At 62.6% G+C, this 22,821-nt stretch carries 26 protein-coding genes; 12 read left to right on the top strand and 14 right to left on the bottom strand.

Going from position 1 to position 22,821, the window contains the following annotated elements; translation table 11 throughout:
• Nucleotides 1-6: 6 nt before the first annotated feature.
• From AC07OJ_RS29495 to AC07OJ_RS29480, 4 genes are all read right to left on the bottom strand, one after another.
• Nucleotides 7-519 (bottom strand): DUF3299 domain-containing protein, encoded by a 513-nt coding sequence (locus AC07OJ_RS29495; protein WP_065909956.1) that lies wholly within the window; start codon nt 517-519, stop codon nt 7-9.
• Nucleotides 520-530: 11 nt separating this feature from the next.
• On the bottom strand, nt 531-1,796 hold the full coding sequence (locus AC07OJ_RS29490; protein WP_065909957.1) for an ABC transporter permease: 1,266 nt from the start codon (nt 1,794-1,796) through the stop codon (nt 531-533).
• Nucleotide 1,797: 1 nt separating this feature from the next.
• Nucleotides 1,798-2,508 (bottom strand): ABC transporter ATP-binding protein, encoded by a 711-nt coding sequence (locus AC07OJ_RS29485; protein WP_495095722.1) that lies wholly within the window; start codon nt 2,506-2,508, stop codon nt 1,798-1,800.
• Between the two features lie 151 nt (nt 2,509-2,659).
• The gene (locus AC07OJ_RS29480; RefSeq protein ID WP_495095721.1) at nt 2,660-3,259 is read right to left on the bottom strand and encodes a DUF2796 domain-containing protein; all 600 of its coding nucleotides are present in this window, start codon (nt 3,257-3,259) and stop codon (nt 2,660-2,662) included.
• Nucleotides 3,260-3,390: 131 nt separating this feature from the next.
• On the opposite strand from AC07OJ_RS29480, the gene AC07OJ_RS29475 reads away from it, so the two are divergent.
• A complete protein-coding gene (locus tag AC07OJ_RS29475; protein WP_106802509.1) occupies nt 3,391-3,738 on the top strand; it encodes a hypothetical protein in 348 nt (115 codons plus the stop codon).
• Here AC07OJ_RS29475 and trxA read toward each other — a convergent pair.
• The 3 genes from trxA to AC07OJ_RS29460 all read right to left on the bottom strand — a co-directional run bounded on the left by trxA (nt 3,735) and on the right by AC07OJ_RS29460 (nt 5,832).
• Complete coding sequence (trxA, locus tag AC07OJ_RS29470) at nt 3,735-4,607, bottom strand: thioredoxin (RefSeq protein ID WP_065909965.1); 873 nt, start codon at nt 4,605-4,607, stop codon at nt 3,735-3,737. The two genes, AC07OJ_RS29475 and trxA, sit on opposite strands and share 4 nt — an antisense overlap.
• A 116-nt stretch (nt 4,608-4,723) precedes the next feature.
• On the bottom strand, nt 4,724-5,380 hold the full coding sequence (locus AC07OJ_RS29465; RefSeq protein ID WP_495095720.1) for a class I SAM-dependent methyltransferase: 657 nt from the start codon (nt 5,378-5,380) through the stop codon (nt 4,724-4,726).
• Nucleotides 5,377-5,832 (bottom strand): YbaY family lipoprotein, encoded by a 456-nt coding sequence (locus tag AC07OJ_RS29460; protein WP_065909967.1) that lies wholly within the window; start codon nt 5,830-5,832, stop codon nt 5,377-5,379. The genes AC07OJ_RS29465 and AC07OJ_RS29460 overlap by 4 nt, the downstream gene beginning before the upstream one ends.
• A gap of 139 nt (nt 5,833-5,971) precedes the next feature.
• Here AC07OJ_RS29460 and nrdR point away from each other — a divergent pair, with 139 nt between their 5' ends.
• The 11 genes from nrdR to AC07OJ_RS29405 all read left to right on the top strand — a co-directional run bounded on the left by nrdR (nt 5,972) and on the right by AC07OJ_RS29405 (nt 14,174).
• Nucleotides 5,972-6,436: a transcriptional regulator NrdR gene (gene nrdR, locus AC07OJ_RS29455; protein ID WP_016978538.1), complete on the top strand. Its 465-nt coding sequence runs from the start codon at nt 5,972-5,974 to the stop codon at nt 6,434-6,436.
• Complete coding sequence (gene ribD, locus AC07OJ_RS29450) at nt 6,433-7,569, top strand: bifunctional diaminohydroxyphosphoribosylaminopyrimidine deaminase/5-amino-6-(5-phosphoribosylamino)uracil reductase RibD (RefSeq protein ID WP_495095719.1); 1,137 nt, start codon at nt 6,433-6,435, stop codon at nt 7,567-7,569. Before nrdR ends, ribD begins: the two co-directional genes overlap by 4 nt.
• A gap of 47 nt (nt 7,570-7,616) precedes the next feature.
• Entirely contained in the window at nt 7,617-8,279 is a 663-nt protein-coding gene (locus AC07OJ_RS29445) for a riboflavin synthase (RefSeq protein WP_065909971.1), read from the top strand.
• A gap of 15 nt (nt 8,280-8,294) precedes the next feature.
• On the top strand, nt 8,295-9,386 hold the full coding sequence (gene ribBA / locus AC07OJ_RS29440; RefSeq protein WP_065909973.1) for a bifunctional 3,4-dihydroxy-2-butanone-4-phosphate synthase/GTP cyclohydrolase II: 1,092 nt from the start codon (nt 8,295-8,297) through the stop codon (nt 9,384-9,386).
• An 88-nt stretch (nt 9,387-9,474) separates the two neighbouring features.
• The gene (ribH, locus tag AC07OJ_RS29435) at nt 9,475-9,951 is read left to right on the top strand and encodes a 6,7-dimethyl-8-ribityllumazine synthase (RefSeq protein WP_003176356.1); all 477 of its coding nucleotides are present in this window, start codon (nt 9,475-9,477) and stop codon (nt 9,949-9,951) included.
• On the top strand, nt 9,948-10,448 hold the full coding sequence (gene nusB / locus AC07OJ_RS29430; protein ID WP_044269051.1) for a transcription antitermination factor NusB: 501 nt from the start codon (nt 9,948-9,950) through the stop codon (nt 10,446-10,448). The genes ribH and nusB overlap by 4 nt, the downstream gene beginning before the upstream one ends.
• A gap of 17 nt (nt 10,449-10,465) precedes the next feature.
• Nucleotides 10,466-11,431, top strand: a complete 966-nt coding sequence (gene thiL, locus AC07OJ_RS29425) for a thiamine-phosphate kinase (protein WP_495095718.1) — start codon at nt 10,466-10,468, stop codon at nt 11,429-11,431.
• A gap of 66 nt (nt 11,432-11,497) precedes the next feature.
• Nucleotides 11,498-12,226: a substrate-binding periplasmic protein gene (locus AC07OJ_RS29420; protein ID WP_495095717.1), complete on the top strand. Its 729-nt coding sequence runs from the start codon at nt 11,498-11,500 to the stop codon at nt 12,224-12,226.
• Between the two features lie 129 nt (nt 12,227-12,355).
• The gene (gene ribA, locus AC07OJ_RS29415; protein ID WP_065909979.1) at nt 12,356-12,973 is read left to right on the top strand and encodes a GTP cyclohydrolase II; all 618 of its coding nucleotides are present in this window, start codon (nt 12,356-12,358) and stop codon (nt 12,971-12,973) included.
• Entirely contained in the window at nt 12,970-13,389 is a 420-nt protein-coding gene (locus AC07OJ_RS29410) for an MFS transporter (RefSeq protein ID WP_065909981.1), read from the top strand. The genes ribA and AC07OJ_RS29410 overlap by 4 nt, the downstream gene beginning before the upstream one ends.
• Entirely contained in the window at nt 13,386-14,174 is a 789-nt protein-coding gene (locus tag AC07OJ_RS29405; protein WP_495095716.1) for a cobalamin-binding protein, read from the top strand. The genes AC07OJ_RS29410 and AC07OJ_RS29405 overlap by 4 nt, the downstream gene beginning before the upstream one ends.
• A 91-nt stretch (nt 14,175-14,265) precedes the next feature.
• On the opposite strand, the gene AC07OJ_RS29400 is transcribed toward AC07OJ_RS29405, so the two are convergent.
• The 7 genes from AC07OJ_RS29400 to AC07OJ_RS29370 form a co-directional block, all read right to left on the bottom strand.
• A complete protein-coding gene (locus AC07OJ_RS29400) occupies nt 14,266-16,167 on the bottom strand; it encodes a TonB-dependent receptor domain-containing protein (protein ID WP_495095715.1) in 1,902 nt (633 codons plus the stop codon).
• A gap of 136 nt (nt 16,168-16,303) precedes the next feature.
• Nucleotides 16,304-18,202, bottom strand: a complete 1,899-nt coding sequence (gene dxs / locus AC07OJ_RS29395) for a 1-deoxy-D-xylulose-5-phosphate synthase (RefSeq protein ID WP_495095714.1) — start codon at nt 18,200-18,202, stop codon at nt 16,304-16,306.
• A gap of 110 nt (nt 18,203-18,312) precedes the next feature.
• Nucleotides 18,313-19,200, bottom strand: a complete 888-nt coding sequence (ispA, locus tag AC07OJ_RS29390; RefSeq protein WP_065909986.1) for a (2E,6E)-farnesyl diphosphate synthase — start codon at nt 19,198-19,200, stop codon at nt 18,313-18,315.
• On the bottom strand, nt 19,197-19,439 hold the full coding sequence (locus AC07OJ_RS29385; RefSeq protein WP_003176346.1) for an exodeoxyribonuclease VII small subunit: 243 nt from the start codon (nt 19,437-19,439) through the stop codon (nt 19,197-19,199). Before AC07OJ_RS29385 ends, ispA begins: the two co-directional genes overlap by 4 nt.
• A gap of 74 nt (nt 19,440-19,513) precedes the next feature.
• Nucleotides 19,514-20,653: a Fic family protein gene (locus AC07OJ_RS29380; protein WP_495095713.1), complete on the bottom strand. Its 1,140-nt coding sequence runs from the start codon at nt 20,651-20,653 to the stop codon at nt 19,514-19,516.
• A gap of 502 nt (nt 20,654-21,155) precedes the next feature.
• On the bottom strand, nt 21,156-21,470 hold the full coding sequence (locus AC07OJ_RS29375; RefSeq protein WP_495095712.1) for a hypothetical protein: 315 nt from the start codon (nt 21,468-21,470) through the stop codon (nt 21,156-21,158).
• Between the two features lies 1 nt (nt 21,471).
• Nucleotides 21,472-22,821, bottom strand: a 1,350-nt coding sequence (locus AC07OJ_RS29370) for an RHS repeat domain-containing protein (RefSeq protein ID WP_495095711.1), incomplete at its 5' end; no start/stop codon positions are given.

Raw genomic sequence — 22,821 nt, 5'->3', positions numbered from 1 at the left:
TCAGCGCTATTGCGGCAATTCGTAGATGTAAATCTTCTCGGCGTCCATCTGGTAACCGGCGTCGGCCAGCTCGCTGGTGGACGGTTTGACCTGCATCGCGCCTTCGATCCAGTACGGCTGGTACAGCTCATCGAGCTTCACGCCGACTTCGCTTTTCACATGCACGATCTGGTTCGACGGCGGCGGCGGCACATGGATGCACGCGCCGAAATACGGCACCAGCAAGAACTCGGTGGTGCGGCCTGCTTCGCTGACTTCCAGCGGCACGATATATCCCGGCAGACGAATATGCTGGCCATCGAGGCCCTGTACCACCGGTGCGTGGGGCATTTCCTGCTTGGCCGCTGGCGCCGACTCCAGTGCGTCGGCCATCCCGGACAAGTTGTGCAGCGGTTGCATGTTCGGTATTTCCGGTTCGGCATCCGGCGGGATCAGCTCCGACCAGGTCAGCTCTTTAGGCTCATCGGCCCAGGCCGGCAGGGCCATCAGCAGAAACAGTGCAAACAGGACGCGACGCATCAAAGCCTTCCTCATAAACGTATGGACAGGCCATCGGCCAGGGATTGTCGATAGGCGCGCCACGCGGGCACGCTGCCCATCAACAGCGCTGCGCCGAGGATACCGGCCAGCAGCGTCCATTCATATTCGCTCGGCCACGACATCGGCAGGTCCAGGCCGTAATTGGCCTGCAGATACCCGCGCGACGCGGCGATGCACACGTACAGCAGGCCGACCCCCGCGATCACGCCGGACAAGGCCAGTGCAAAGGCTTCGAAGATCAGCAAGGTCGCGATATGCCAGGGCCGTGCGCCCACCGAACGCAGGATCGCCATTTCGCGGCGGCGTTCGTTGAGGCTGGTGAGGATCGCCGTGAGCATGCCGATCAGCCCGGTCAGCACCACGAACAGCGAGATCACGAACAAGGCTTTTTCGGCGGTGCCCATCATGCTCCACAGCTCCTGCAGCGCCACGCCCGGCAGGATCGCCAACATCGGCTCGCCACGGAACTCGTTGATCTCGCGTTGCAGCGCGAAAGTGGAAATCTTGTTGTTCAGGCCGAGCATGAACGCGGTGATGGCCTGCGGGGTGAGGTCCATGTTGCGCGCCTGGTCGGCGCTGATGCGGCCTTTGCCCTGGGCAGGCACGCCGTTGTGCCAGTCGATGTGGATCGCTTCCATGCCGCCCAGGCTGATATGCAGCGTGCGGTCCACCGGCGTGCCGGTGCGCTTGAGGATCCCGACCACGGTGAACGGCTTGTCATCGTGTTTCACCAGGCTGACCACTGCCACGCCGTGGGCCAGTACCAGCTTGTCGCCGAGCTTGTAATGCAGCGCATCGGCGACTTCGGCGCCGAGCACCACCTCGAACGGGTCAGTGGCGAAGGCGCGGCCGCTGGCCAGTTCGAGGTTCTGCTTGCGGCCGTACTGGTAGTGCTCGAAGTAGGATTCGTTGGTGCCCATCACGCGGTAGCCGCGGTGGGAGTCGCCCAGGGAAATCGGGATGGCCCATTTCACCTGGGGGCTGGCGGCGAAGTGTTCGTAGCTGTCCCAGCGGATGTTGTTGGTGGCGTTGCCGATGCGAAACACCGAGTACAGCAGCAGGTTGACCGAGCCGGAGCGCGCGCCGACGATCAGGTCGGTGCCGCTGATGGTGCTGGCAAAGCTGTTGCGCGCCTCAACGCGCACGCGTTCCACCGCCAGCAGCAGGCACACCGACAAAGCGATGGCGAAGGCGGTGAGGATCGCGGTAAAGCGGCGGTTCGCCAGGCTGGCCATGGCTAGACGGAACAAATACATCTCAAACCTCTGCGGGCGTGGCGGCGCGATTGAGTTCGGCCAGCGACAGGTTGCGGTCGAACAGCGGCGCCAGGCTCTGGTCATGGCTGACAAACAACAGGCTGGCGCCGGCCTCGCGGCATTCGGCGAACAGCAACTGGATGAAGGCTTCGCGGGCGTCGTAGTCCAGGGCCGAGGTGGGCTCGTCGGCGATCACCAATTCTGGCTGGCCGATCAACGCACGGGCGGCGGCAACGCGTTGTTGCTGGCCGATCGACAGCGAGTCGGCGCGGCGCTCCAGCAAGTCCCGGTCCTTCAAGCCCAGGTGCGCGAGCAGGGTGGCAGCGGCCTCGTCGACACTGCCGTGGCGCTGGATCGCCCGCTGCGCACGCAGCTTGGAAAAGTGGCAGGGCAGCTCGACGTTTTCGCGCACCGACAGGAACGGCAGCAAGTTGAACTGCTGGAAGATGTAGCCGGTATGGTCGACGCGAAAGCGGTCGCGGGCGCCGGCCGAGAGTTCGGTCAGCTCCTGGCCGAGCAGGCGAATACTGCCGCGGCTGGGCTTCTGCACGCCGCCGAGCAGGCCGAGCAAGGTGGTTTTGCCACTGCCGCTCGGGCCCTTGAGAAACAGGGTTTCCCCTGCTTCCAGGCGGAACGCGGGGATGTCCAGCAACTGTGGGTGGCCGGGCCAGTTGAAGCCCAGGTCAGACAGTTCGATTAGCGCTTGGGTCATGGGGAGTCAGTGGTCTGGTTTGATTTGAATGATGACACCGATCAGGTGTGGAAGCTGGCTTGCCTGCGATGCAAGCGACGCGGTGTATCAGAAAACACCGCGTCGATGCTATCGCAGGCAAGCCAGCTTCCACCTTGACTGAGGCATGAACTCAAAATTTCAGGGTAGCTGCCTGTGCCGTCGCTTCCACACCTTGCTGGCCACTCGGGCCAATCAGTTGTACCTGGATTTTCTGCGTGGCAGGGAAGGTCTTGAACACCTGGCTCAGGTCCAGGTTGCTCAGGGCTGTCGGCGTGGCGCAGGTGAATTGGTAATGCGCGTGGATTTCGCTGTGGTCGTGATGATGCTCGTGGGCGCCGTCTTTGGCGTCGTGATCGTCATCGTCGTCGTGGTCAACTTCGGGTTTGTCGCCGAACAATGGGCTGTTGAGTTCCTGGGTGCTCACGACGCAACCGGCACTTTTGGGCAGGTTGAACAGGGCGACAGGGTTTTCCAGCTGCTTGCGTGCAGTGGCGACCTTGGCCTTGTCTGCAGGGGTGGTGGCCAGGTGTTCGAAGCCCACCAGGTTCATCGCCGGGCTGTCGAGCTCAAGCTCCAGGGCCTGGCCGTCGAGTACGGCATTGAGGCGACCGACGCCGTGTTCGTGGGCACCCAGGCTGCCGTGCTCGTGTTCATGATCGTGCTCGTCGGCAGCATGGGCGATGGCGAGTGGCAACAGGGCAAACGGCAAAGCAAGCAGCAGACGGCGCATGAGAAGGCTCCAGAACATGAAAGTTTTGTTATGTGATCTTATAACAATAGTGCCGAGAGTTTGACCGCCCGCTTGGCGTTGCGCAAGCCGCATGGGAGCATGCCCGTCAGAAAAGTGCAGGAGTAAGGACGATGTTGCGAATTCGTGGAACCGTCGGCGACCTGCCGGTGGACTTGACGCTGGAACTGGATGACGGCGATTGGGCGCGGCTCGGCGCGCAGTTGCAGGCTGCGCCCGTGACGAGTGCGGCTGCCGCGCCGGTGGCGCCGGCCAAGCACAATGACGACCAGTGGCAGGGCGCCCAGGACCTGTTGCGCAACGCCGGCCAACTGAATGGCCTGGAGTTGCTCGACCAGCTTGAAGGTTTGGCGGGCGACGCGTCGGCGGGCAAGCGCCTGCTGGTGCGCCTGCGCCATAGTGCCAAGGTCAAGGTGAGCAGCGGCGGGGATACGCCGCTGTATAGTTGGATCGGCGATTAGTACAGCGCGGCAAACAGCTTGCGGCGGTACGCGGTCACCAGCGGGTGATCATTGCCCAGCAGTTCGAACACCTGCAGCAAGGTCTTGTGCGGCAAGCCTTCGCTGTAGCTGCGGTTGCGGATAAACAGCTTGAGCAAGCCTTCGAGCGCCGCGTCGTACTGCTGGCGCGCCAGTTGCTGGATGGCCAGTTGATAAGCCGCTTCGTCGTCCTGCGGGTCTTGCGCCAGGCGGCTTTTCAAGTCGGCAGCGTCCGGCAGGTCGGCGGCCTGGCGCAGGAAGGTGATTTGCGCCTTGGCCCCGGCGAGGGCGGCCTTGTGATCGTCGCTCTTGACCGCGTCCAGCACGGTCTGGGCTTCACCCAGCTCACCGCGCTCGGCCAGGCAGCGCGCATACAGGATCAACGCCGCGGCGTTGGTATTGTCCTCGCCCAGCAGCGCCACCAGCACCGCTTCGGCATCGCTGATGCGGCCGTCGGCAAACAGCGCCTGGGCCTGCTCCAGCGGATCTGCCGCGGCCGGTGGTGGCATCTGCACATGCGGCTCCAGCATCGCCCGCACCGCCGACTCCGGCTGCGCCCCGGCAAAACCGTCGACCGGCTGGCCATCCTTGAACAGCACCACGGTCGGCAGGCTGCGAATGCCAAACCGCGCGACGATATCCTGCTCGGCATCGCAATCGACCTTGGCCAGCAGCAACTCGCCCTGATAGCTCTCGGCGATCTGCGCGAGCATCGGCATCAGCGCCTTGCACGGCGCGCACCACTCGGCCCAGAAATCCACCAGCACAGGTTTTTCGAAGGAGTTCTGGATCACTGCCTGATCAAAGTTGGCGGTGGTGACATCGAAGATGTACGGCGTGGGCTCACTCATGGGGCGTCTCGAATAAAGCGGGAATGGGGCAACTATAAGGGCTGGCGCGATTGGCTGAAAGCGTGTCCGGCAGGCGAATGCGCTCACCTGCAGGCGCTGGCTTGCCGGCGATAACCTCAAGAACGCCGCGAATGGTACAGGCTCACCTTGCGAAACTCCCAAGGCTCGGCCAAATCCGGCAACGTCAGCGCATCCAGGATCTCCAGTCGCCGGTAATCCGGATGCTGGAAATCGCGCACGCGAGAGTCCGCCACCAACGCTTCGCGGCCTCGGCTCAGGAACTGGTCCAGCAGCGGCAGGTTGGCCCGATCATAGAGCACGTCGGCGACCAGGATCAGGTCGAAGCGGTCGGCTTCGGCGAAAAAGTCCGCCGAGTAGCTCAGCTCTAAACCATTGAGCTCGGCATTCGCCCGACAGGACGCCAACGCCAGCGGATCCAGATCGCAGGCCACCACTTCCAGCGCACCCGCCTTGAGCGCCGCAATCGCGGCCACACCGGAGCCGGCGCCGAAGTCGAGCACGCGTTTTCCCGCAACCCATTGCGGGTTCGCCGCCAGGTAGCGTGCCAGAGCCAGGCCGCTGGCCCAGCAAAAACTCCAGTAAGGCGGCTCGTGCAGGATGCGCCGGGTTTCTTCGGGGCTGAAAGCGCGGTCCATGTTGTCGGCGTCAAGCAACCACAACGACAACTCAGTGCCCGGCAAAGGGCAGGGCACCAAGTGCGCGTCGCCGATCAGCTCGCTCAGCGCGGCTTGCAGGTCCAGCGGTGGCGTCATGGTGCCTTGACGAGTTGCAGGGGGCCGGTGGTCTGGGTGATCGGCTGGGTGATGCGCACGGCGGGCAGGTGCAGGATCAACTGGCCGGACTGGCTGGCGCGACCGCGCAATTCAACCCGCGCACCGGCCGGGAAGGCTTCGGGGTTGTAGCGCAGGCGGAAGGCAAGTGGCTGGCCGTTGCCGGTCAGCACACTGCTGGCCAGCAGTTGTTGCGGGCGCGAACGGTCATCGATGACCAGCAGCGCCATCTCGACTTCGGCGCCGGCCGGCACGTTGGTCAGGCTGCCGCTGATTTCACGCTGGTAGGCGGGCAGGGGGCCGAGGTCCTCGATGCCTGGGACTTTTTTCTCTTGCGCAGGCGTGGGTTGAGGCGCGGCCGGCTTGGGGGCTTCGCTGCTGCAGGCGACCAGGAAACTGAACAGGGTAAGCAAAACAAGTGGTCGTAACTGCATGTACGGCTCCAGAAAGGACAAAATCCGTGGCTTAAAAAATATGAAACATAATAGTCAGCCTATATACCGTAAAGGCTATGGCTTGTCTTGCCACGGGGATGCGCTACCATGGCCCTCCCTTTTTTTGTTGCCTGCCACCATGCACTGTCCCTTCTGCGGTGCCAACGACACCAAGGTCATTGACTCGCGTCTGGTCGCCGAGGGCGATCAAGTGCGTCGCCGGCGCGAATGCCTGGCCTGCGGTGAACGTTTCACCACCTTTGAAACCGCCGAACTGGTGTTGCCACGGCTGATCAAGTCCGACGGCAGCCGCCAGCCCTTCGACGAAGAAAAACTGCGCGCCGGTATGCAGCGCGCCCTGGAAAAACGCCCGGTGAGTGTCGAGCGGCTGGAAGCGGCGCTGGTGCATATCAAGCACAAGCTGCGTGCGACCGGCGAGCGCGAGGTCAAGAGCCTGGTGGTTGGAGAGCTGGTGATGGGCGAGCTGCAAAAGCTCGACGAAGTCGCCTATATCCGTTTCGCTTCGGTGTATCGACGCTTCCAGGACCTCAATGAGTTCCGCGAAGAGATCGACCGCCTGGCCCGTGAGCCGGTCAAAGAATGAACCCACCTTCTGCTGAACAGGCCGTCCTCGACGCCCATTACATGGCCCGCGCCCTCGAATTGGCGCGCAAGGGCCTGTACACCACCCATCCCAATCCTCGGGTCGGCTGCGTGATTGTGCGCGATGGGCAGGTGGTTGGCGAAGGCTGGCATGAACGCACCGGCGAACCGCATGCCGAGCCCAACGCCCTGCGCGCCGCCGGTGACAAGGCGCGCGGCGCCACCGTGTACGTGACCCTCGAACCTTGCAGCCACCATGGCCGCACGCCGCCGTGTGCCGACGCACTGATGAGCGCCGGCGTCGCGCGGGTGGTCGCCGGGATGCAGGACCCGAACCCGGAAGTGGCCGGGCGGGGCATGCAGCGCCTGGCTCAGGCGGGTATCGAGGTGCACAGCGGTGTGCTCGAGGCACAGGCGCGTGCGCTGAATCCCGGGTTTCTCAAACGCATGGAGCATGGCCTGCCCTTTGTGCGGGTCAAGCTGGCGATGAGCCTCGACGGTCGCACCGCGATGGCCAGCGGCGAAAGCCAATGGATCACCGGCCCGGCTGCCCGCGCCGCCGTGCAGCGTCTGCGCGCCGAAGCCAGCGTGGTGCTGACCGGCGCCGACACAGTGCTGGCCGACGGCGCCCGCCTGACCGTGCGCGCCGCCGAGCTGGGCCTGGATGCGGACACTACGGCACTCGCCCTGTCGCGCCCACCGCTGCGCGTGTTGATCGACGGGCGCCTGCGGGTGCCGCTCAATGCGCCATTCTTCAAGGCGGGCCCCGCGCTGGTGATCACCTGCGTGACCCCGGAAAACCAGTTTCCGCGCGGGCCCGAGTGCCTTGTGGTGCCGGGCGTGGACGGTCAGGTCGACCTGCGCTCGGCACTGGTGGCGCTGGCCGCCCGTGGCGTCAACGAAGTGTTGGTGGAGGCCGGCCCGAGCCTGGCCGGTGCGTTTGCCCAGCAGGGGCTGGTCGACGAGTATGTGATTTTCGTCGCCGGCAAGTTCCTTGGCTCCGCCGCGCGGCCTTTGCTGGACTGGCCGCTTGAGAAACTCGCCGACGCCCCCCAACTCAAGATCACTGAAATGCGCGCGGTAGGCGACGACTGGCGAGTCACTGCCGTCCCGCTTCCACCCGCGAGCGTATAATTCTGACCGGGCGCTCAAGTGCCCGCACCGTTTTCCAGGAGAAGGCCATGTTCACCGGCATTATCGAATCCATCGGCAGCATCCGCGCCATGACCCCCAAAGGCGGCGACGTGCGCCTGCTGGTTGAAACCGGCAAGCTCGACCTCGGCGACGTCAAGCTGGGCGACAGCATCGCCGTCAGCGGCGTGTGCCTGACCGTCATCGAACTGCCGGGCAACGGCTTTGCCGCCGATGTCAGCCGGGAAACCCTGGACTGCACCGCGATGAACGACCTGAAGGCCGGCAGCCCGGTCAATCTGGAAAAAGCCCTGACCCCGACCACCCGCCTCGGTGGCCATCTGGTCAGCGGCCACGTCGACGGCGTCGGCGAAGTGGTTGCCCGCAGCGAAAATGCGCGTGCCGTGGAGTTTCGCATCCGCGCGCCGAAAGAACTGGCCAAGTACATCGCCCACAAAGGCTCGATCACCGTCGACGGCACCAGCCTGACCGTGAACGCCGTGAATGGCGCCGAATTCGAACTGACGATTATTCCCCACACCCTCAGCGAAACCATCATGGCGTCCTACCAGCCGGGTCGCCGGGTGAATCTGGAAGTCGACTTGCTTGCCCGTTACCTGGAGCGCCTGTTGTTGGGCGATAAGGCCGCAGAGCCAACTGCCGGGAACATCACTGAAAGTTTTCTGGCCGCTAACGGCTACCTGAAATCCTGACCAAGGGGGTGCCGCGTGGCGCTCAATAGCATCGAAGAACTGGTTGAAGACATCCGCCAAGGCAAGATGGTCATCCTGATGGATGACGAAGACCGCGAGAACGAAGGCGACATCATCATGGCCGCCGAGGCCTGCAAGCCCGAGCACATCAACTTCATGGCCAAGCACGCCCGTGGGCTGATCTGCATGCCCATGAGCCGTGAGCGCTGCGAACTGCTCAAGCTGCCGTTGATGGCGCCGCGCAATGGGTCGGGCTTCGGCACCAAGTTCACCGTGTCGATTGAAGCGACCACCGGCGTCACCACCGGTATCTCCGCCGCCGACCGCGCGCGCACCGTGCAAGCGGCTGCCGCGAAAGACGCCAAGGCTGAAGACATTGTCAGCCCCGGCCATATCTTCCCGCTGATGGCCCAGCCGGGCGGCACTCTGGCGCGCGCCGGCCACACCGAGGCGGCCTGCGACCTGGCGCGCATGGCCGGTTTCGAGCCGAGCGGGGTGATCTGCGAAGTGATGAACGACGACGGCACCATGGCCCGTCGCGCCGAACTCGAAGCCTTCGCCGCTGAACACGGCATCAAGATCGGCACGATTGCCGACCTGATTCACTACCGCATGATCCACGAACGTACCGTTCAGCGGATTGCCGAGCAGCCGCTGGACAGCGAGCTGGGCCAATTCAACCTGGTGACCTACCGTGATTCGGTGGCAGGCGACGTGCACATGGCCCTGACCCTGGGCACCATCTGCGCCGACGAACCGACCCTGGTGCGGGTGCACAACATGGACCCGCTGCGCGACCTGCTGATGGTCAAGCAACCGGGTCGCTGGAGCCTGCGCGCCGCCATGGCTGCGGTTTCCGAGGCTGGCAGTGGTGTGGTGCTGTTGCTCGGCAACCCGGTGGATGGCGACGTCCTGCTCGCGCATATTCGCGAAACCGCCGAGCATGCCCAGGTCAAGACGCCGACCACCTACAGCATCGTCGGCGCCGGTTCGCAGATCCTGCGCGACCTCGGTGTGCGCAAAATGCGCCTGATGAGTGCGCCAATGAAATTTAATGCGATATCCGGTTTCGACCTGGAAGTTGTAGAATACGTGCCCTCCGAATAAAGGCCGGCGATTCCTGCCCCTTGTTCGCGGTTAAATCATCACTGAGGGACGCACTTTTCGCGTCCCGGCTCTTTAAGAGATTTGTCGAATGACCCTGAAGACCATCGAAGGTACCTTCATCGCCCCCAAAGGCCGCTATGCCCTGGTGGTTGGCCGCTTCAACAGCTTCGTGGTTGAAAGCCTGGTAAGCGGTGCCGTGGACGCCCTGGTTCGCCACGGTGTGAGCGAGAGCGACATCACTATCATCCGTGCGCCTGGCGCCTTCGAAATTCCACTGGTTGCGCAAAAAGTTGCACAACAGGGTGAATACGCGGCGATCATCGCCCTGGGCGCGGTCATTCGTGGCGGTACTCCGCACTTCGAATACGTGGCTGGCGAATGCACCAAGGGCCTGGCCCAGGTGTCCATGGAGTTCGGCGTGCCGGTTGCGTTTGGCGTGCTGACCGTGGATTCCATCGAGCAAGCCATCGAGCGTTCCGGCACCAAGGCCGGTAACAAAGGCGCTGAAGCTGCCCTGTCCGCCCTGGAAATGGTCAGCCTGCTGTCGCAGTTGGAGGCCAAGTGATTTCCGACGAGAGCGATCAGTTCAACCCTCAGGAGCCACGTCCTGCGGATGCCGGCAAGCCCTCCAAGAGCGAGAAGCGTCGCAAGGCGCGTCAGCTCGCGACCCAGGCGCTGTACCAGCGTCACCTGGCAGGCGCTTCGCTGAACGAAATCGAAGCACAGTTTCGTGTCGACAACGACTTTACGTTCGCCGACCAGAGCTACTTCCACGACATCCTGCACGGCGTCCACGCCAACCTGACCGAGATCGATACGGCCCTGGCACCTTGCCTGGACCTGACCATCGAGGAACTGGACCCGGTTGAACTGTGCGTCATGCGCCTGTCCACCTGGGAACTGCTCAAGCGCGTCGACGTGCCGTACCGCGTGGTGATCAACGAAGGGATCGAACTGGCGAAAGTCTACGGTTCGACCGACGGCCACAAGTTCGTCAACGGCGTGCTCGACAAGCTGGCCCCGCGCCTGCGCGAAGCCGAAGTGAAGGAACACAAGCGCTAAGCCGCGCTTGAGTTCCCATGGGTGAGTTTGAGCTGATCCACACCTACTTCGCCGCCGCGCCCTGTGCGCAGGGCGGCGAAGGCGTTGCCCTGGGGATTGGCGATGACTGCGCTTTGCTGGCGCTCCCTGCCGGGGAGCAGCTGGCAATTTCCACCGATACGTTAGTGGCCGGCGTGCACTTTGCCGACCCCTGTGACCCGTTCCTGCTCGGCCAGCGCTCGCTGGCCGTGGCGGTGAGCGACCTGGCCGCCATGGGCGCCCATCCCCTCGCGTTTACCCTTGCCCTGACGACACCGACGGTCGATGCCGATTGGCTGCAGCGCTACGCCCAGGGTTTGAACGCCATGGCGCAACGCTGCGGTGTGGGCCTGGTGGGCGGCGATACCACACGCGGGCCGTTGAGCCTGACCCTGACCGTGTTTGGTCGTGTACCCGTCGGGCAGGCGCTGACCCGCAGCGGTGCGCAGCCGGGCGACCTGCTGTGCGTGGGCGGTGAACTCGGCAATGCCGCCGGTGCCTTGCCGCTGGTCCTGGGGCAGCGCAGCGCCGACGCGGCCATCGCCGATCCGCTGCTGGCCCATTACTGGTCGCCGCAGCCGCAGTTGGCCTTGGGGCTGGCGCTGCGTGGCAAGGCTACGTCCGCGATGGATATCTCCGACGGGCTGCTGGCCGATTGCGGGCATATCGCCAAGGCATCGGCCGTCAGCCTATTGATCGAGCGCGAGCGGTTGCCGTTGTCGGCGCCGCTGCTGGCGTTTGTCGGTGATGACGCCGCGCGCGTGGCGGCCTTGAGCGGCGGCGACGATTATGTCCTGGCGTTCACCCTGCCGCCTGTCGAGTTGGCGCCGCTGCTGGCCGGCGGCTGGCCGATCCATGTGATCGGCCGGGTCGAGGCGGGGCAGGGCGTGACGCTGCTGGATGCTGCCGGGCAGGACATCACCCCGGCCGTTCGCGGCTATCAGCATTTTCGCGAGGCGCCCTGAGTCGGCGAGCTGCGCTACCCTCTATAGCGTTATCACGGATGCAAGGCTTTGCAGGAGGTCGTCACCATGGATGTGCGCCGCTGGCTGCTGATACTGCTGTGTGCTGTCGCGGCGCCCACCCTGGCGCGGGAAGTGCCGGTGGTGCCCGGCAAGGTGCTGCTGGCCAGTGAGGCCTGGGACGACTACACCAACGCCGACGGCAGCGGCCTGGCCTGGGATGTGCTGCGTCAGGTGTTCGAGCCTGCGGGGATCAGGCTGCAGACCCGCACCGTGCCTTATACCCGTTCGGTCGGCCTGACCCAGCGTGGCGAGGTGGATGGCTGGGTCGGTTCCTATCGCGAAGAAGCCCATGGTGTGTTGTACCCGCACTGGAACTTCGATTCCGATCATATCTACGCCCTCGGCCTGGCCAGCACCGCGACGCCGACCGTGGCCACCCTCGGCAATTACCGCCTGGCCTGGGTGCGCGGCTACAAGTACGAGGAGTACTTGCCCAATGTGCACCGTTTCGACCAGATCCAGCGGCGCGACGGCATTCTGGCGATGCTGCTGCACGGCCGGGCCGACTTCTACATCGATGCCCTGACCGAAGCTTCCTACGTCCTCAAGCAGGCCGACGACCCGGCGCGCTTCAGGCTGACGCATATTGCCGAACTGCCGTTGTATGTCGGGTTTGCCGACAACGAGCGTGGACGGGGGTTAATGGCACTGTTCGACCAGCGCATGGCGACCCTGGTAAAAAATGCCGAGCTGAAGCCGATTTTCGAGCGCTGGAAACAGCCGTATCCGTTCTGACCTGCATAGAACCGGGATGAAGGCCAATCGAACCGATTGATCTTTATCAGCGATAATTCAGCTTAAGCGTCTGTAGGAACCTGCTGTTACAATGGCCGCCACTGTAAAAACTGAAATCAGGAGCACACGGTGCCCGTCGTTTTCGTCGCTGCTTCCAAGCTGCCTACCCCTTTTGCCACGTTCACCATGAACGGCTTTCTCGAAGAAGCCACCGGTCGCGAGCACGTTGTGCTCAGCCTGGGGGATATCGCTGATGGCGCGCCGGTTCTGGGGCGCGTGCACTCCGAATGCCTGACCGGTGACGCGCTGTTCAGCCAGCGCTGCGACTGCGGTTCGCAACTGGAAGCCGCGCTGCAGGCCATCGCCCGTGAAGGCCGTGGCGTGCTGCTGTACCTGCGTCAGGAAGGCCGTGGCATTGGCTTGCTGAACAAGATCCGCGCCTACGAGCTGCAGGATGGCGGCGCCGATACCGTCGAGGCCAATGAGCGCCTGGGCTTCGCCGCGGACCAGCGTGACTACGCGATCTGCCTGCCGATGCTCGAGCACTTGGGCGTCAAATCCCTACGCCTGATGACCAACAACCCGCGCAAGGTCAAGGCCTTGACCGAGATGGGCATCACTGTGGCCGAACGCGTGCCGCTGCACACCGGGCACAACCCGCATAACAAACTCTACCTCGCGACCAAGGCCAGCAAGCTCGACCACATGATGGGCAACGAGCATCAGGGCGAGGTCGATCGCGCGTGACCCGCGGCCAGGTGAAACGGCGACTGTCCTTCAACTGGTGGCAGTACCTGGCCCTGGCGCTGCTCCCGCTGTTCGTGATCAACCTGGTGTTTGGCCAGGCCGAGTCCCTGCTGCCGGTGCTGGCGATGCCATTCTTTATTGCCGGCGTGGCCTCGATGTTCCTCAGCCTGCGCTATTTTCACGGCTATAAACACGCGCTGATCGCTACCGCCAAAGCCCTCGATACCGCCGAAGAGCCGGCTGCCTGGATCACCCTCGCGGCCCGCCGGCGCACGGCGTTGCTGGTGGCTGCCATACCCGCGTGGATCGGTGCGCTGGCGGTGTTCGTCGGCCTGGAAGCGGTGCCGCTGTTTCTGCTGGCGCTGTCGACCCTGGTGCTGTTCTACCTCTACCGCATTCCCCGTCAACTGGGATGAAGCGTCACTGGCTGGCGGTCCTGCTGCTGGCGCTGAGTGCCCCGGCGTGGGCGGCCGAGCGCGTAGTGAGCCTGGCGCCATCCTTGTCTGAAATCGTGGCTGAACTGGGCGCTGCCGACCTGCTGGTCGGCGTGCTCGATGGCGGTGAGCGCCCGGAAGCGCTGGCCAACGTGCCGTCGGTTGGCAAGTACGGCCAGTTGGACATGGAGCGCCTGCTCAGCCTCAAGCCCGACCTGATCCTGCTCTGGCCCGGCAGCGTCGGCCCGGCCCAGCGCGAGCAGCTGCAGCGCCTGAACATCCCGGTTTTCGTCGCCGAACCGCACAGCCTCGAACAACTCACTACCCAGGTCCAGACGATTGCCGAACAGCTGGGCCGCGCCGAGGCCGGCCGGCAACTGGCTGTGCAGTTGCGCCAACGCCTGGCCGAATTGCGCCAGCGCTATCAACGTGCCGAGCCATTGCGGGTGTTTTACCAGGTGTGGGACCAGCCGCTGTACACCGTGGGCGGCGGGCAGATCATCAGCGATGCGTTGAATGTGTGCGGCGCGCGCAATGTGTTCGACGATCTCAAGCTGCCCGCGCCGCAGGTCAGCATTGAGTCAGTGTTGCAGCGTGATCCCGAGATGATCCTGGTGGGTGATCCGGCTCAGCTGCAGGCCTGGAAGGTCTGGCCGGCGATGGCAGGACGGGTGCGCGTGGTGCCGGATAAAGGCTTGGAGCGGCCCAGCGGGCAGATGCTGGAGGCGGTGGGGCGGCTGTGTAAGGTGATTGCGCCGAGCCGGTGAGACTGCTATCGCCGGCAAGTCGGCTGCTAGAGGGTGAGCGCATTCCCGTTGTAGGCGCTGGCTTGCCGGCGATGAGGCCTGCACACGCGCCTCACATCTCAGGCGTCCAGGTCACCCCAAACATCCACACCCGGCCTTCTTCGCGATAATCGTGATTGTTCAGGAACGCCGGGTCGTTGTAGCTGTACATCGCGCGGGCGTACGTCTTGTCCAGCAGGTTATCGACCTTCACCGACAGCAACACTTCACGGTTCAATGCCCAACTGCTGCGCAGCCCCAGCAGCGCATACCCGCCCAGGCGACTGCGATTGTCTTCATCGTCGTAGCTGCTGCTGATCGCCTGCCAGCTGGCACCCAGGCCCAACTTATCGAATTGACGATCCAAGTCCAGGCTCACTGTGCGCCGCGCCCGGCGGGCCAGGGTGTGGCCGCTGTCGCGGTCGCGCGGGTCGATGACGGCGAGGCCAAGGTTGCCTTGCCAGCCGAACAGGTCCTGCTTGAGCGCCGCTTCAAACCCGTTGATGCGCGCCGACGCCACGTTCTGCGGCTTGCCGGTGCGATCGAGGATGATCGCATCGCTCAAGTCGGTGCGGTACAGCGAGGCTTCCAGGCGTGTGCTGTCAGTCAATTGGCTGCGCCATTGCAGCTCGTAGCTCTTGGAGGTTTCGGGTTGCAGGTCGGGGTTGCTGTATTGCGTCTGCGGGTAGTACAGGTCGTTGAAAGTCGGCGCACGGAAGCCTTCGCTGTAGCTCAGCAGCAGGTCGTTGTCGGGGTTGACCGGCACGGTCAGGGTGCCGCTCCAGCTGTTCTGGCTGCCGAACTGCTGGTTCTGGTCGCGGCGCAGGCCCAGCTCGGTGGAAAACCACTCCCCGCGAAAGCGATGCTGCACAAAGGCGGCACGGTTCCAGCGGCTGTTTTCGGTAAAGGTGGTGGAGCCGTGGAAGCGGTCTTCGTACCAGTCGCCGCCGAGGATCAGGCGGTTTTGCTCATTGAGCGTCAGGTCGTTCTGCCAATTGACCGAGTCGCGATAGGTGTTGAATACACTGGAGTCATCGCTGAGGGTATCGCGCTTGGTATCGCGATTTTCGCTGTGGCCCAGCTCCAGGCGCGATTGCCAATGCTGATTGAGCGTGGCATCGACATAGCCGCTGGCGCTGCTGACGGTGTAATCGGTGTAGGGCTTTTGCCCAACGGTCTGGCCGGTCGCGACGTCGTAGCGGCCGAAGCTGTTGTCGTACTCCGATTTACCGCGGTTATCCAACAGGTTGAATCCCGCCTCCAGCGTGTCGCTGAACGCGTGGCTGAGGTTCAGGCTGAGGGACTGGTTGCGGTAGGCATCATGATCGCCATCGCTGGGAAACGATTGGTGGGTCGAGTTGATGCCCGCGGTTTCATCCAGGCTCGCACCCAGGTTGAAGCGCGTGTGCTCGTCGCCGCCGGATACGCCGAGGCTGCGCTCCCACGTCCCGTTGCTGCCAAACCCGAGCTTCATGCGCGGTTGCAGGCCTTGCTCGGCGTTGCGCCGGGTAAACACCTGGATCACCCCGCCAATCGCGTCGCTGCCGTAGATCACCGAGCGCGAGCCGCGCAGCACTTCCACCCGCTCGATCTGGTCGACATTCAAGTACTGCAGGCCGCTGTCGCCGGAGGTGGTGTTGGCGATGCGCTGGCCGTCCACCAGCACCAGGCTTTGTGCGGATTTGGTGCCGCGAATGTAAATGCCCGGCAAGCTGCCACGGCCACCGGTGGGCGCGACTTGCACGCCGGGCACGCGGCTGAGCAGGTCAGTGAGGCTGGTGGGCTGCAGGCGGTCGATGTCGTCGCGGGTGAATACGGTGTTGGCAGCGCTGCTGTCGTTGCGCGCCTGGACCTGGCGGTTGGCGCTGATGACGACGTCGGGGAGTTTCAGGGCGTCGTCGCGCTCGAAGGTATCGGCGAGCAGGTCGGTGGTGGGCAGGAGAAGGAAGGGCAGGGCGAAGCGAAGGCGACTCATGGGCTGTCCATTGCATTTGAACACGGCATGAAACCAATGCAGGTGCTGGTTTGCCTGCGATGCAGGCACCTCGGTTTTTCAGTGAGGCCGAGGTGATGCTATCGCAGGCAAGCCAGCGCCTACAGGTGATTCGGGGTTACAGGCCGAGCAGTGCCAGGCGCTCGCGCACCGATGCATCGATGCCGGCCTCATCCAACCCGCACTCAGCGAGCATCTGCGCCGGCTTGGCGTGTTCGACGTACACATCCGGCAAGCCCAGGTGCAACACCGACTTGAGGATGTTCTCGCGCGCCAGGAACTCGCTGACCGCCGCACCAGCGCCACCCATGATGGCGTTTTCTTCGACAGTCACCAGCAGCTCGTGGCTGCCGGCGATTTCGCGCACGAGGGCTTCATCCAGGGGTTTGACGAAGCGCATGTCGACCACGGTCGCGTCGATTTTATCGGCGACTTTCAAGGCTTCGGCCAGCTGCACGCCGAACACCAGGAACGCAGTCTTGCTGCCTTGGCGACGCACGATGCCCTTGCCGATCTCGATTGGCTCGAGGTCTTTCTCGATCACCGCATTCGGGCCGTTGCCACGTGGGTAGCGCACGGCAGCCGGGCCGTTGTACAGGTGGCCGGTGCTGAGCATCTTGCGCAATTCGTTTTCGTCGCTCGGTGTCATCACCAGCATGCCGGGGATGCAGCGCAGGTAGGACAGATCGAAGCTGCCGGCGTGCGTCGGGCCGTCTTCGCCGACCAAACCGGCGCGGTCGATGGCGAACAGCACATCGAGGTTCTGCACCGCCACATCGTGGACCAGTTGGTCATAGCCGCGCTGCAGGAAGGTGGAGTAGATCGCGACCACTGGCTTGGCGCCTTCACAGGCCATGCCGGCGGCGAAGGTCACCGCGTGCTGCTCGGCAATCGCCACGTCGAAGTAGCGCAGCGGGAAACGCTCGCTGAAGGCGACCAGGTCGGAGCCTTCCTTCATTGCCGGGGTAATGCCCACCAGGCGCGGGTCGGCGGCGGCCATGTCGCACAGCCATTCACCGAACACACCGGAATACTTCGGCCCGCTGGCTTTTTTCGGCGCTGCAGCGGGTGCATCGACGGGTTCGAGCTTGGTGATCGCGTGGTAACCAATCGGGTCGACTTCCGCCGGGGCGAAACCCTTGCCCTTCTTGGTGACGATGTGCAGGAACTGCGGGCCCTTGAGGTCACGCATGTTGCGCAGCGTGGCGATCAGGGTCGGCAGGTCATGGCCGTCGATCGGGCCGATGTAGTTCCAGCCCAGCTCTTCGAACAGGGTGCCGGGGACCAGCATGCCCTTGGCATATTCTTCGGTACGGCGGGCAATTTCCCACGCGCCGGGCAGACGCGAGAGCACTTTCTTGCTGCCTTCGCGCATGCTGGCGTAAGTACGGCTGGAGAGGATCTTGGCCAGGTAGTTGGACAGGCCGCCGACATTGCGCGAGATCGACATGTCGTTGTCGTTGAGGATCACCAGCATGTTGGCGTCCACTTCCGGCGCGTGGTTCAGCGCCTCGAAGGCCATGCCGGCGGTCAACGCGCCGTCGCCGATCACGGCAATCGCCTTGCGGTCGCTGCCTTGCAGGCGGGCGGCAATGGCCATGCCCAGCGCTGCACTGATCGAGGTGCTGGAGTGGCCGACGCCAAAGGTGTCGTACTCGCTCTCGGAGCGACGCGGGAAGGCCGCGATGCCGTCCTTCTGGCGCAGGGTGCCCATGCGCTCGCGACGGCCGGTAAGGATTTTATGCGGATACGCCTGGTGGCCCACGTCCCACACCAGCCGGTCGTCCGGGGTGTCGAATACGTAGTGCAACGCGATGGTCAGCTCGATGACGCCCAGGCCGGCACCGAAATGCCCACCGGTCTGGCCGACCGTGTAGAGCAATTCCAGGCGCAGTTCATCGGCCAGGGTTTCCAGCTCGGCTTCACCCAGTCGACGCAGGCCGGCCGGCGTGGCAGCACGGTCGAGCAGGGGCGTGGACGGGCGCTTGCGGGGAATCTCTTGGAACGTCGTGGGCATCAGGCGAATCGTTATAGGTATAGAAGAGGCGGCAGTTTACCTCAAGCATCGCAAACTGCCCACGCAGAGCGCCGAACTTGGCTGATATGCGGCTGCAATAGCCGCCGTTATCAGTGGCGGCGTTCGACGATATACCGCGCCAGGCCGCGCAGGGGCTCGGCCGCCGCGTCGAAAGGTCGCAGGGCGTCCAGGGCCTGGTCACGCAGTTCCAGGGCATAGGCCTTGGCGGCTTCAAGGCCGAGCAACGCAGGATAAGTCGGTTTGTCCCGTGCGATATCCGCACCTTGGCGCTTGCCCAGGGTGGCGGTGTCACTTTCTACGTCGAGAATATCGTCCTGCACCTGGAACGCCAGGCCGATGGCCCGGGAATAGGTGGTCAGGGCCGCCAATTGCGCGGCTTCGGCACGCCCGCTGGCCAGGGCGCCGAGGTGCACGGCGGCTTCGATCAGCGCGCCGGTCTTGTGGCGATGCATGTGCTCGAGGGCTTGCTGGTCCAGCTTGAGGCTGACCGAACCCATGTCGATCGCCTGCCCGCCTACCATGCCGGCCGGGCCTGCGGCGTGGGCCAGGGCGGTGACCATGCGCAACCGGATCTCGGCGTTGACGCTGCTCAACGCCGGGTCCAGCAACGCGCTGAACGCCAGGCTCTGCAGGCCATCGCCGGCCAGGATCGCATAGGCTTCATCGAACGCTTTGTGGGTGGTCGGCTGGCCGCGACGCAGATCGTCGTCGTCCATCGCCGGCAAATCGTCATGCACCAGGGAATAGGCGTGAATCAGCTCCACCGCACAGGCCGCGCCATTCGCCTCTTCGGCTGGCGCCCCCAGGGCTTCGCAGGCCGCGTAGGCCAGCAGCGGGCGCACACGCTTGCCGCCATTCATCACGCTGTAGCGCATGGCTTCATACAGGCGCGTCATTTCCGGGCTTGGCGCAACAAACAAGGGCTCCAGCGCCGCATTTACCCGGGCTTGGCTACTGGCCTGATACGCGTCGATCATTCCGGCTGTTCCGCATCGAAAGGTTCTTCGGCCAACTCCCCGTCACGTTCCAGCAGCACCTGCACCTTCTGCTCCGCCTGCGCCAAGGCGCTCTGGCAGTCGCGGGTCAGGCCGATACCTTGCTCAAACGCCGTCAGCGAGTCTTCCAGCGACAGCTCGCCGTTCTCCAGACGCTCGACCAGGGTTTGCAGGTCGGCGAGGGATTGTTCGAAATCGAGTGCAACTTTTTTGCGGGCCATGGCGGCTATTCCGGTAGACGGTAAACCGGCGCGACACTAGCAGACATGGGGATTCTGGGCAAATGAGCGGGGTGTCACTCGCCCCCTGTATTGACCTGATAACGCGTGCTGCGGCCGCCTCCGGGGAGGCGGACCAGGCAGTTTTTCTCCAGCAGGTCCGCCAGGTGTCGCGTCGCTGTCGCCTTGGAGACCTTTGCCACCGCCTGGTACTGCGCCGCGCTGATGCCGTGCTCGAAGCCCTTCTCACCACTGTCGAGCAGGCGATTGAGGACCTTGATCTGTTCAGCCGATAAAGGGCGGTCGCGGTGTTGCTGCCAGAACCGACTTTTTTCCAGCACCCGGTCAATCCGCGCCATGGCCTGCTGCACGCTGCGTAACAGGGTTTTAAGGAACCACTCCAGCCAGGCAGTGATATCCAGGGAGGACTTCTGGCTGGATTCCAGCGCGTTGTAGTAGCCGGTGCGGTCTTCGAGGATGCTGGCTGACATGGCATAGAAACGGATGGCCTGGTGTTCACCTTGGGCCAGTGCCAAATCGGTGATAGCGCGTGTCAGGCGACCATTGCCGTCATCGAAGGGGTGCAGTGTGACAAACCAGAAGTGCGCGACGGCGGCGCGTACCAATGGGTCCAGTTCCGGCTGATCGCGGCTGGTTTCGAACCACTCCAGGAAATCCGCCAGTGCCTGCTCCAGTCCCAGACGTGGCGGGGCCTCGAAATGCACGGTCGGCCGATCAAGCCGGCCCGACACCACTTGCATCGGCTCATCTCCCCTCAAGGATCCAATACTGAGCGCTCGAGCGGCATAGCTCGCTTCCGGGGCCGGGAACAATAAGTGATGCCAGTTCAGTAGGCGGGCGAGGGTAAACGGCTGGGTGAATTGTTGGGTGGCATCCATCATCAACTCGGCGAGGCCTTCGCTGCGGCGGCTTACCTGACCGTCTTCCATCGCTTCCAGGCCCATCCGCCTTGCCAGGGACGAGCGCACTGAGCCGACATTCAACTGCTCACCCTCGATCGCCGAGGACGTTAGGATATTTTGCAGCAGCGCATCCAGTTCATTCTGTGCGCTGACTGCCTGGCTGACGGAGCCGAGCATGCCCAACAGCTTGCCTTGGGCTTGTCCGCATTCGCGCAGTAAAGCCGCGAGGCGAGCGGGTTGCCAGTGGAAGTGAGGCCAGTCGGCGTGTTGCCAGATCCAGTACGGATGAGCCATGGTGGAATGCCTGGGTGCGTGAGCCGAATAGAGAGGTTATTCAGCTCATTTGGTGAGCCGATTGTGCTGCGGATTCGGCTCAGGGTCTAGTCTGGTGGTGGGTGTTTCGTAAGCACGCCCAAAACCAACCTTCCAAGCCGAAATTAATAACTGATGCTGTGCCCCCGTGAATGGTTTCAAGATAGAGAGTCTTGGCAATCATTTATATCTAAATAATCTCATTGCGTTCAGCGTAAGGGGGGCACAAATAATCTTCATTTTTTCGGGTTAATAAGTTTTTGTTAGTTAAAGTGCTTTGGTTTTAGATGGTTGGCTATCTGTTGATGTGGTCGTATACATAATTTTTTATATTCTCAATGCGTATTTTTTTCTAGGAAGCTGGGGGTAGTGATTAGATTCTTCACAAAGGATATTGGTTTGGCTGCGTGGCCAGCGACTGAAGGATGCTAATTTAATTTTAGCATCTCATTGATATTTCGCTGAACGTTCGCGTCAGTCAATGTCATATCTCTTGTGCGCTATAGCTACCAGCAACTACACGAAGAATTGTTTCTCCGCCATTACTCGATGTAAAGCAGTAAGTTGTTCCAGTTTCACCAGGCTCGAGTCTAGTTGCTTCTTGCGAAAGCCATGTGTTTTCCTCTTCGTACATGTCGCATAATTCGGTGCCGACAGCGCCTAAGCCTTGAAAGGCAACTAGATCGTTGAAAGTTATCTCCCATCGTCTTTCCTGCCAGTCTGTAAATTCCATTATTAATGTATTGCGGTTGCAAATCAGTTTTTCAATTGTTCCATCTGCCACAGGGAATTTTTTCATATCAGCTTCCTGGATGTTTTTCACCCGGTAAAAATCCGGTTCCGTGCCCTTTTTTGTAATTGCTTGGCATGACTTTCATTACTAGATTGTTTTTTTCAGCCTGTTTCCAACTGGACTCGTTGGGCTTTAACTCTATGTGATAGTGTTCGCCGTGATGTCTCTGTACGAATATACCCTCATCTCCCGGATGGCTCTCAAATCTTATGCGGGTATTACTGTTAGGTCTCCACTCCATTCGCTGAGTGTCATGCTTTGTCATAGAGACTTTTGGCGCTACTCCGAGCACGTCTGTTAAATCATTAGGGTCGCTTGGGAAATGAGAGTGGGCAGTGGGTAGGGTTGGCTGTCCATCATTATGTTGTGGTACCGGCTCGTCAACACTCAACGATGGTTTACATTCGTTATTCCCTGGGCATGTACTCAGTCCCAGCGGATCCACCCATCTCGTAGGATTGGGCACGTATTGGTAGGCGTTAATCCCTCCCGCCAGCTTCACCGGATCCGGCGTCAGGTAGCGGCCAACATCCGGATTGTAGTAGCGATGGCGGTTGTAGTGCAGCCCGCTTTCCTGGTCAAAGTACTGGCCTTGGAAACGCAGCGGGTTGTCGACTTTTCCGACGTCTAGGCGGCTGATTTCTCCATAGGCACGGTAATGCGCGGACCAGACGATTTCGCCATCCGGGGCGGTGAGTTCCTGTGGGGTGCCCAGGTGGTCGAGTTGGTAGTGGTAGGGCTTGGTGGCCTTTGGGCCGAAGCCCTCGAGCAACGCCAGCGGCCGAAAGCTGTCGGGTTCGTAGAAATAGCTGCGATGCTGATCCGCGCGATGCTCGGCAATCAGCTTGTCGCCTTGCCAGAAAAACTCCGTGGTTGTCTCATCAACGGTTTTGCTGATCCGCCGCCCAAACGGGTCGTAGCGGTAGCTCGCGGTTTGGCCGTTGGGTTGGGTGATTCCGATGAGGCGGTGCTGGCAGTCGTAGCGGTATTCAGTGATCAGCGTATGCCCACGGCCACGTCGTTCGCGAATCAAGTTACCGAAGGCGTCATAGTCGTAATGGCGGTCGCCCTGGATCATCAGCCGGTTACCAGCAACGATGTCCGGCCCTGGGCGGTCTTGCATCAGCAGGTTGCTGGCCGGGTCGTGGCCGAAGCGTTCTTGCACATCCTGCGAGTGGTCGGCACGGGTCAGGCGGGCGAGGGGGTCGTAGTGGTAGTGGTGTTCGCCTTTGCGGGTGTCGAGCAGGCGGGTGAGGTTGCCGGATTTGTCGTAGTCGTACTGGCGTTGGTAAATCGCGCCTTCGACGTCGCTTATACCGTGAGCGAACAGACGTCCTTGAGCGTTGTATTGGTAACT

This window comes from Pseudomonas sp. GW821-FHT09C08 (assembly GCF_059418125.1).
Note: the sequence above shows the minus strand (reverse complement) of the source record. Positions and strands in the feature narration are given on the sequence as shown.

What these genes read in the sequence shown, in the direction of transcription:
- ispA (WP_065909986.1), bottom strand. Translation starts at nt 19,200, where the DNA reads ATGATCGACGCGTATCAGGCCAGTAGCCAAGCCCGGGTAAATGCGGCG.
- AC07OJ_RS29495 (WP_065909956.1), bottom strand. Translation starts at nt 519, where the DNA reads ATGCGTCGCGTCCTGTTTGCACTGTTTCTGCTGATGGCCCTGCCGGCC.
- AC07OJ_RS29445 (WP_065909971.1), top strand. Translation starts at nt 7,617, where the DNA reads ATGTTCACCGGCATTATCGAATCCATCGGCAGCATCCGCGCCATGACC.
- AC07OJ_RS29420 (WP_495095717.1), top strand. Translation starts at nt 11,498, where the DNA reads ATGGATGTGCGCCGCTGGCTGCTGATACTGCTGTGTGCTGTCGCGGCG.
- nrdR (WP_016978538.1), top strand. Translation starts at nt 5,972, where the DNA reads ATGCACTGTCCCTTCTGCGGTGCCAACGACACCAAGGTCATTGACTCG.
- AC07OJ_RS29460 (WP_065909967.1), bottom strand. Translation starts at nt 5,832, where the DNA reads ATGCAGTTACGACCACTTGTTTTGCTTACCCTGTTCAGTTTCCTGGTC.
- AC07OJ_RS29400 (WP_495095715.1), bottom strand. Translation starts at nt 16,167, where the DNA reads ATGAGTCGCCTTCGCTTCGCCCTGCCCTTCCTTCTCCTGCCCACCACC.
- ribD (WP_495095719.1), top strand. Translation starts at nt 6,433, where the DNA reads ATGAACCCACCTTCTGCTGAACAGGCCGTCCTCGACGCCCATTACATG.
- AC07OJ_RS29465 (WP_495095720.1), bottom strand. Translation starts at nt 5,380, where the DNA reads ATGACGCCACCGCTGGACCTGCAAGCCGCGCTGAGCGAGCTGATCGGC.
- trxA (WP_065909965.1), bottom strand. Translation starts at nt 4,607, where the DNA reads ATGAGTGAGCCCACGCCGTACATCTTCGATGTCACCACCGCCAACTTT.
- ribH (WP_003176356.1), top strand. Translation starts at nt 9,475, where the DNA reads ATGACCCTGAAGACCATCGAAGGTACCTTCATCGCCCCCAAAGGCCGC.
- thiL (WP_495095718.1), top strand. Translation starts at nt 10,466, where the DNA reads ATGGGTGAGTTTGAGCTGATCCACACCTACTTCGCCGCCGCGCCCTGT.
- AC07OJ_RS29405 (WP_495095716.1), top strand. Translation starts at nt 13,386, where the DNA reads ATGAAGCGTCACTGGCTGGCGGTCCTGCTGCTGGCGCTGAGTGCCCCG.
- AC07OJ_RS29475 (WP_106802509.1), top strand. Translation starts at nt 3,391, where the DNA reads ATGTTGCGAATTCGTGGAACCGTCGGCGACCTGCCGGTGGACTTGACG.
- AC07OJ_RS29485 (WP_495095722.1), bottom strand. Translation starts at nt 2,508, where the DNA reads ATGACCCAAGCGCTAATCGAACTGTCTGACCTGGGCTTCAACTGGCCC.
- AC07OJ_RS29380 (WP_495095713.1), bottom strand. Translation starts at nt 20,653, where the DNA reads ATGGCTCATCCGTACTGGATCTGGCAACACGCCGACTGGCCTCACTTC.
- AC07OJ_RS29385 (WP_003176346.1), bottom strand. Translation starts at nt 19,439, where the DNA reads ATGGCCCGCAAAAAAGTTGCACTCGATTTCGAACAATCCCTCGCCGAC.
- dxs (WP_495095714.1), bottom strand. Translation starts at nt 18,202, where the DNA reads ATGCCCACGACGTTCCAAGAGATTCCCCGCAAGCGCCCGTCCACGCCC.
- AC07OJ_RS29375 (WP_495095712.1), bottom strand. Translation starts at nt 21,470, where the DNA reads ATGAAAAAATTCCCTGTGGCAGATGGAACAATTGAAAAACTGATTTGC.
- AC07OJ_RS29480 (WP_495095721.1), bottom strand. Translation starts at nt 3,259, where the DNA reads ATGCGCCGTCTGCTGCTTGCTTTGCCGTTTGCCCTGTTGCCACTCGCC.
- AC07OJ_RS29490 (WP_065909957.1), bottom strand. Translation starts at nt 1,796, where the DNA reads ATGTATTTGTTCCGTCTAGCCATGGCCAGCCTGGCGAACCGCCGCTTT.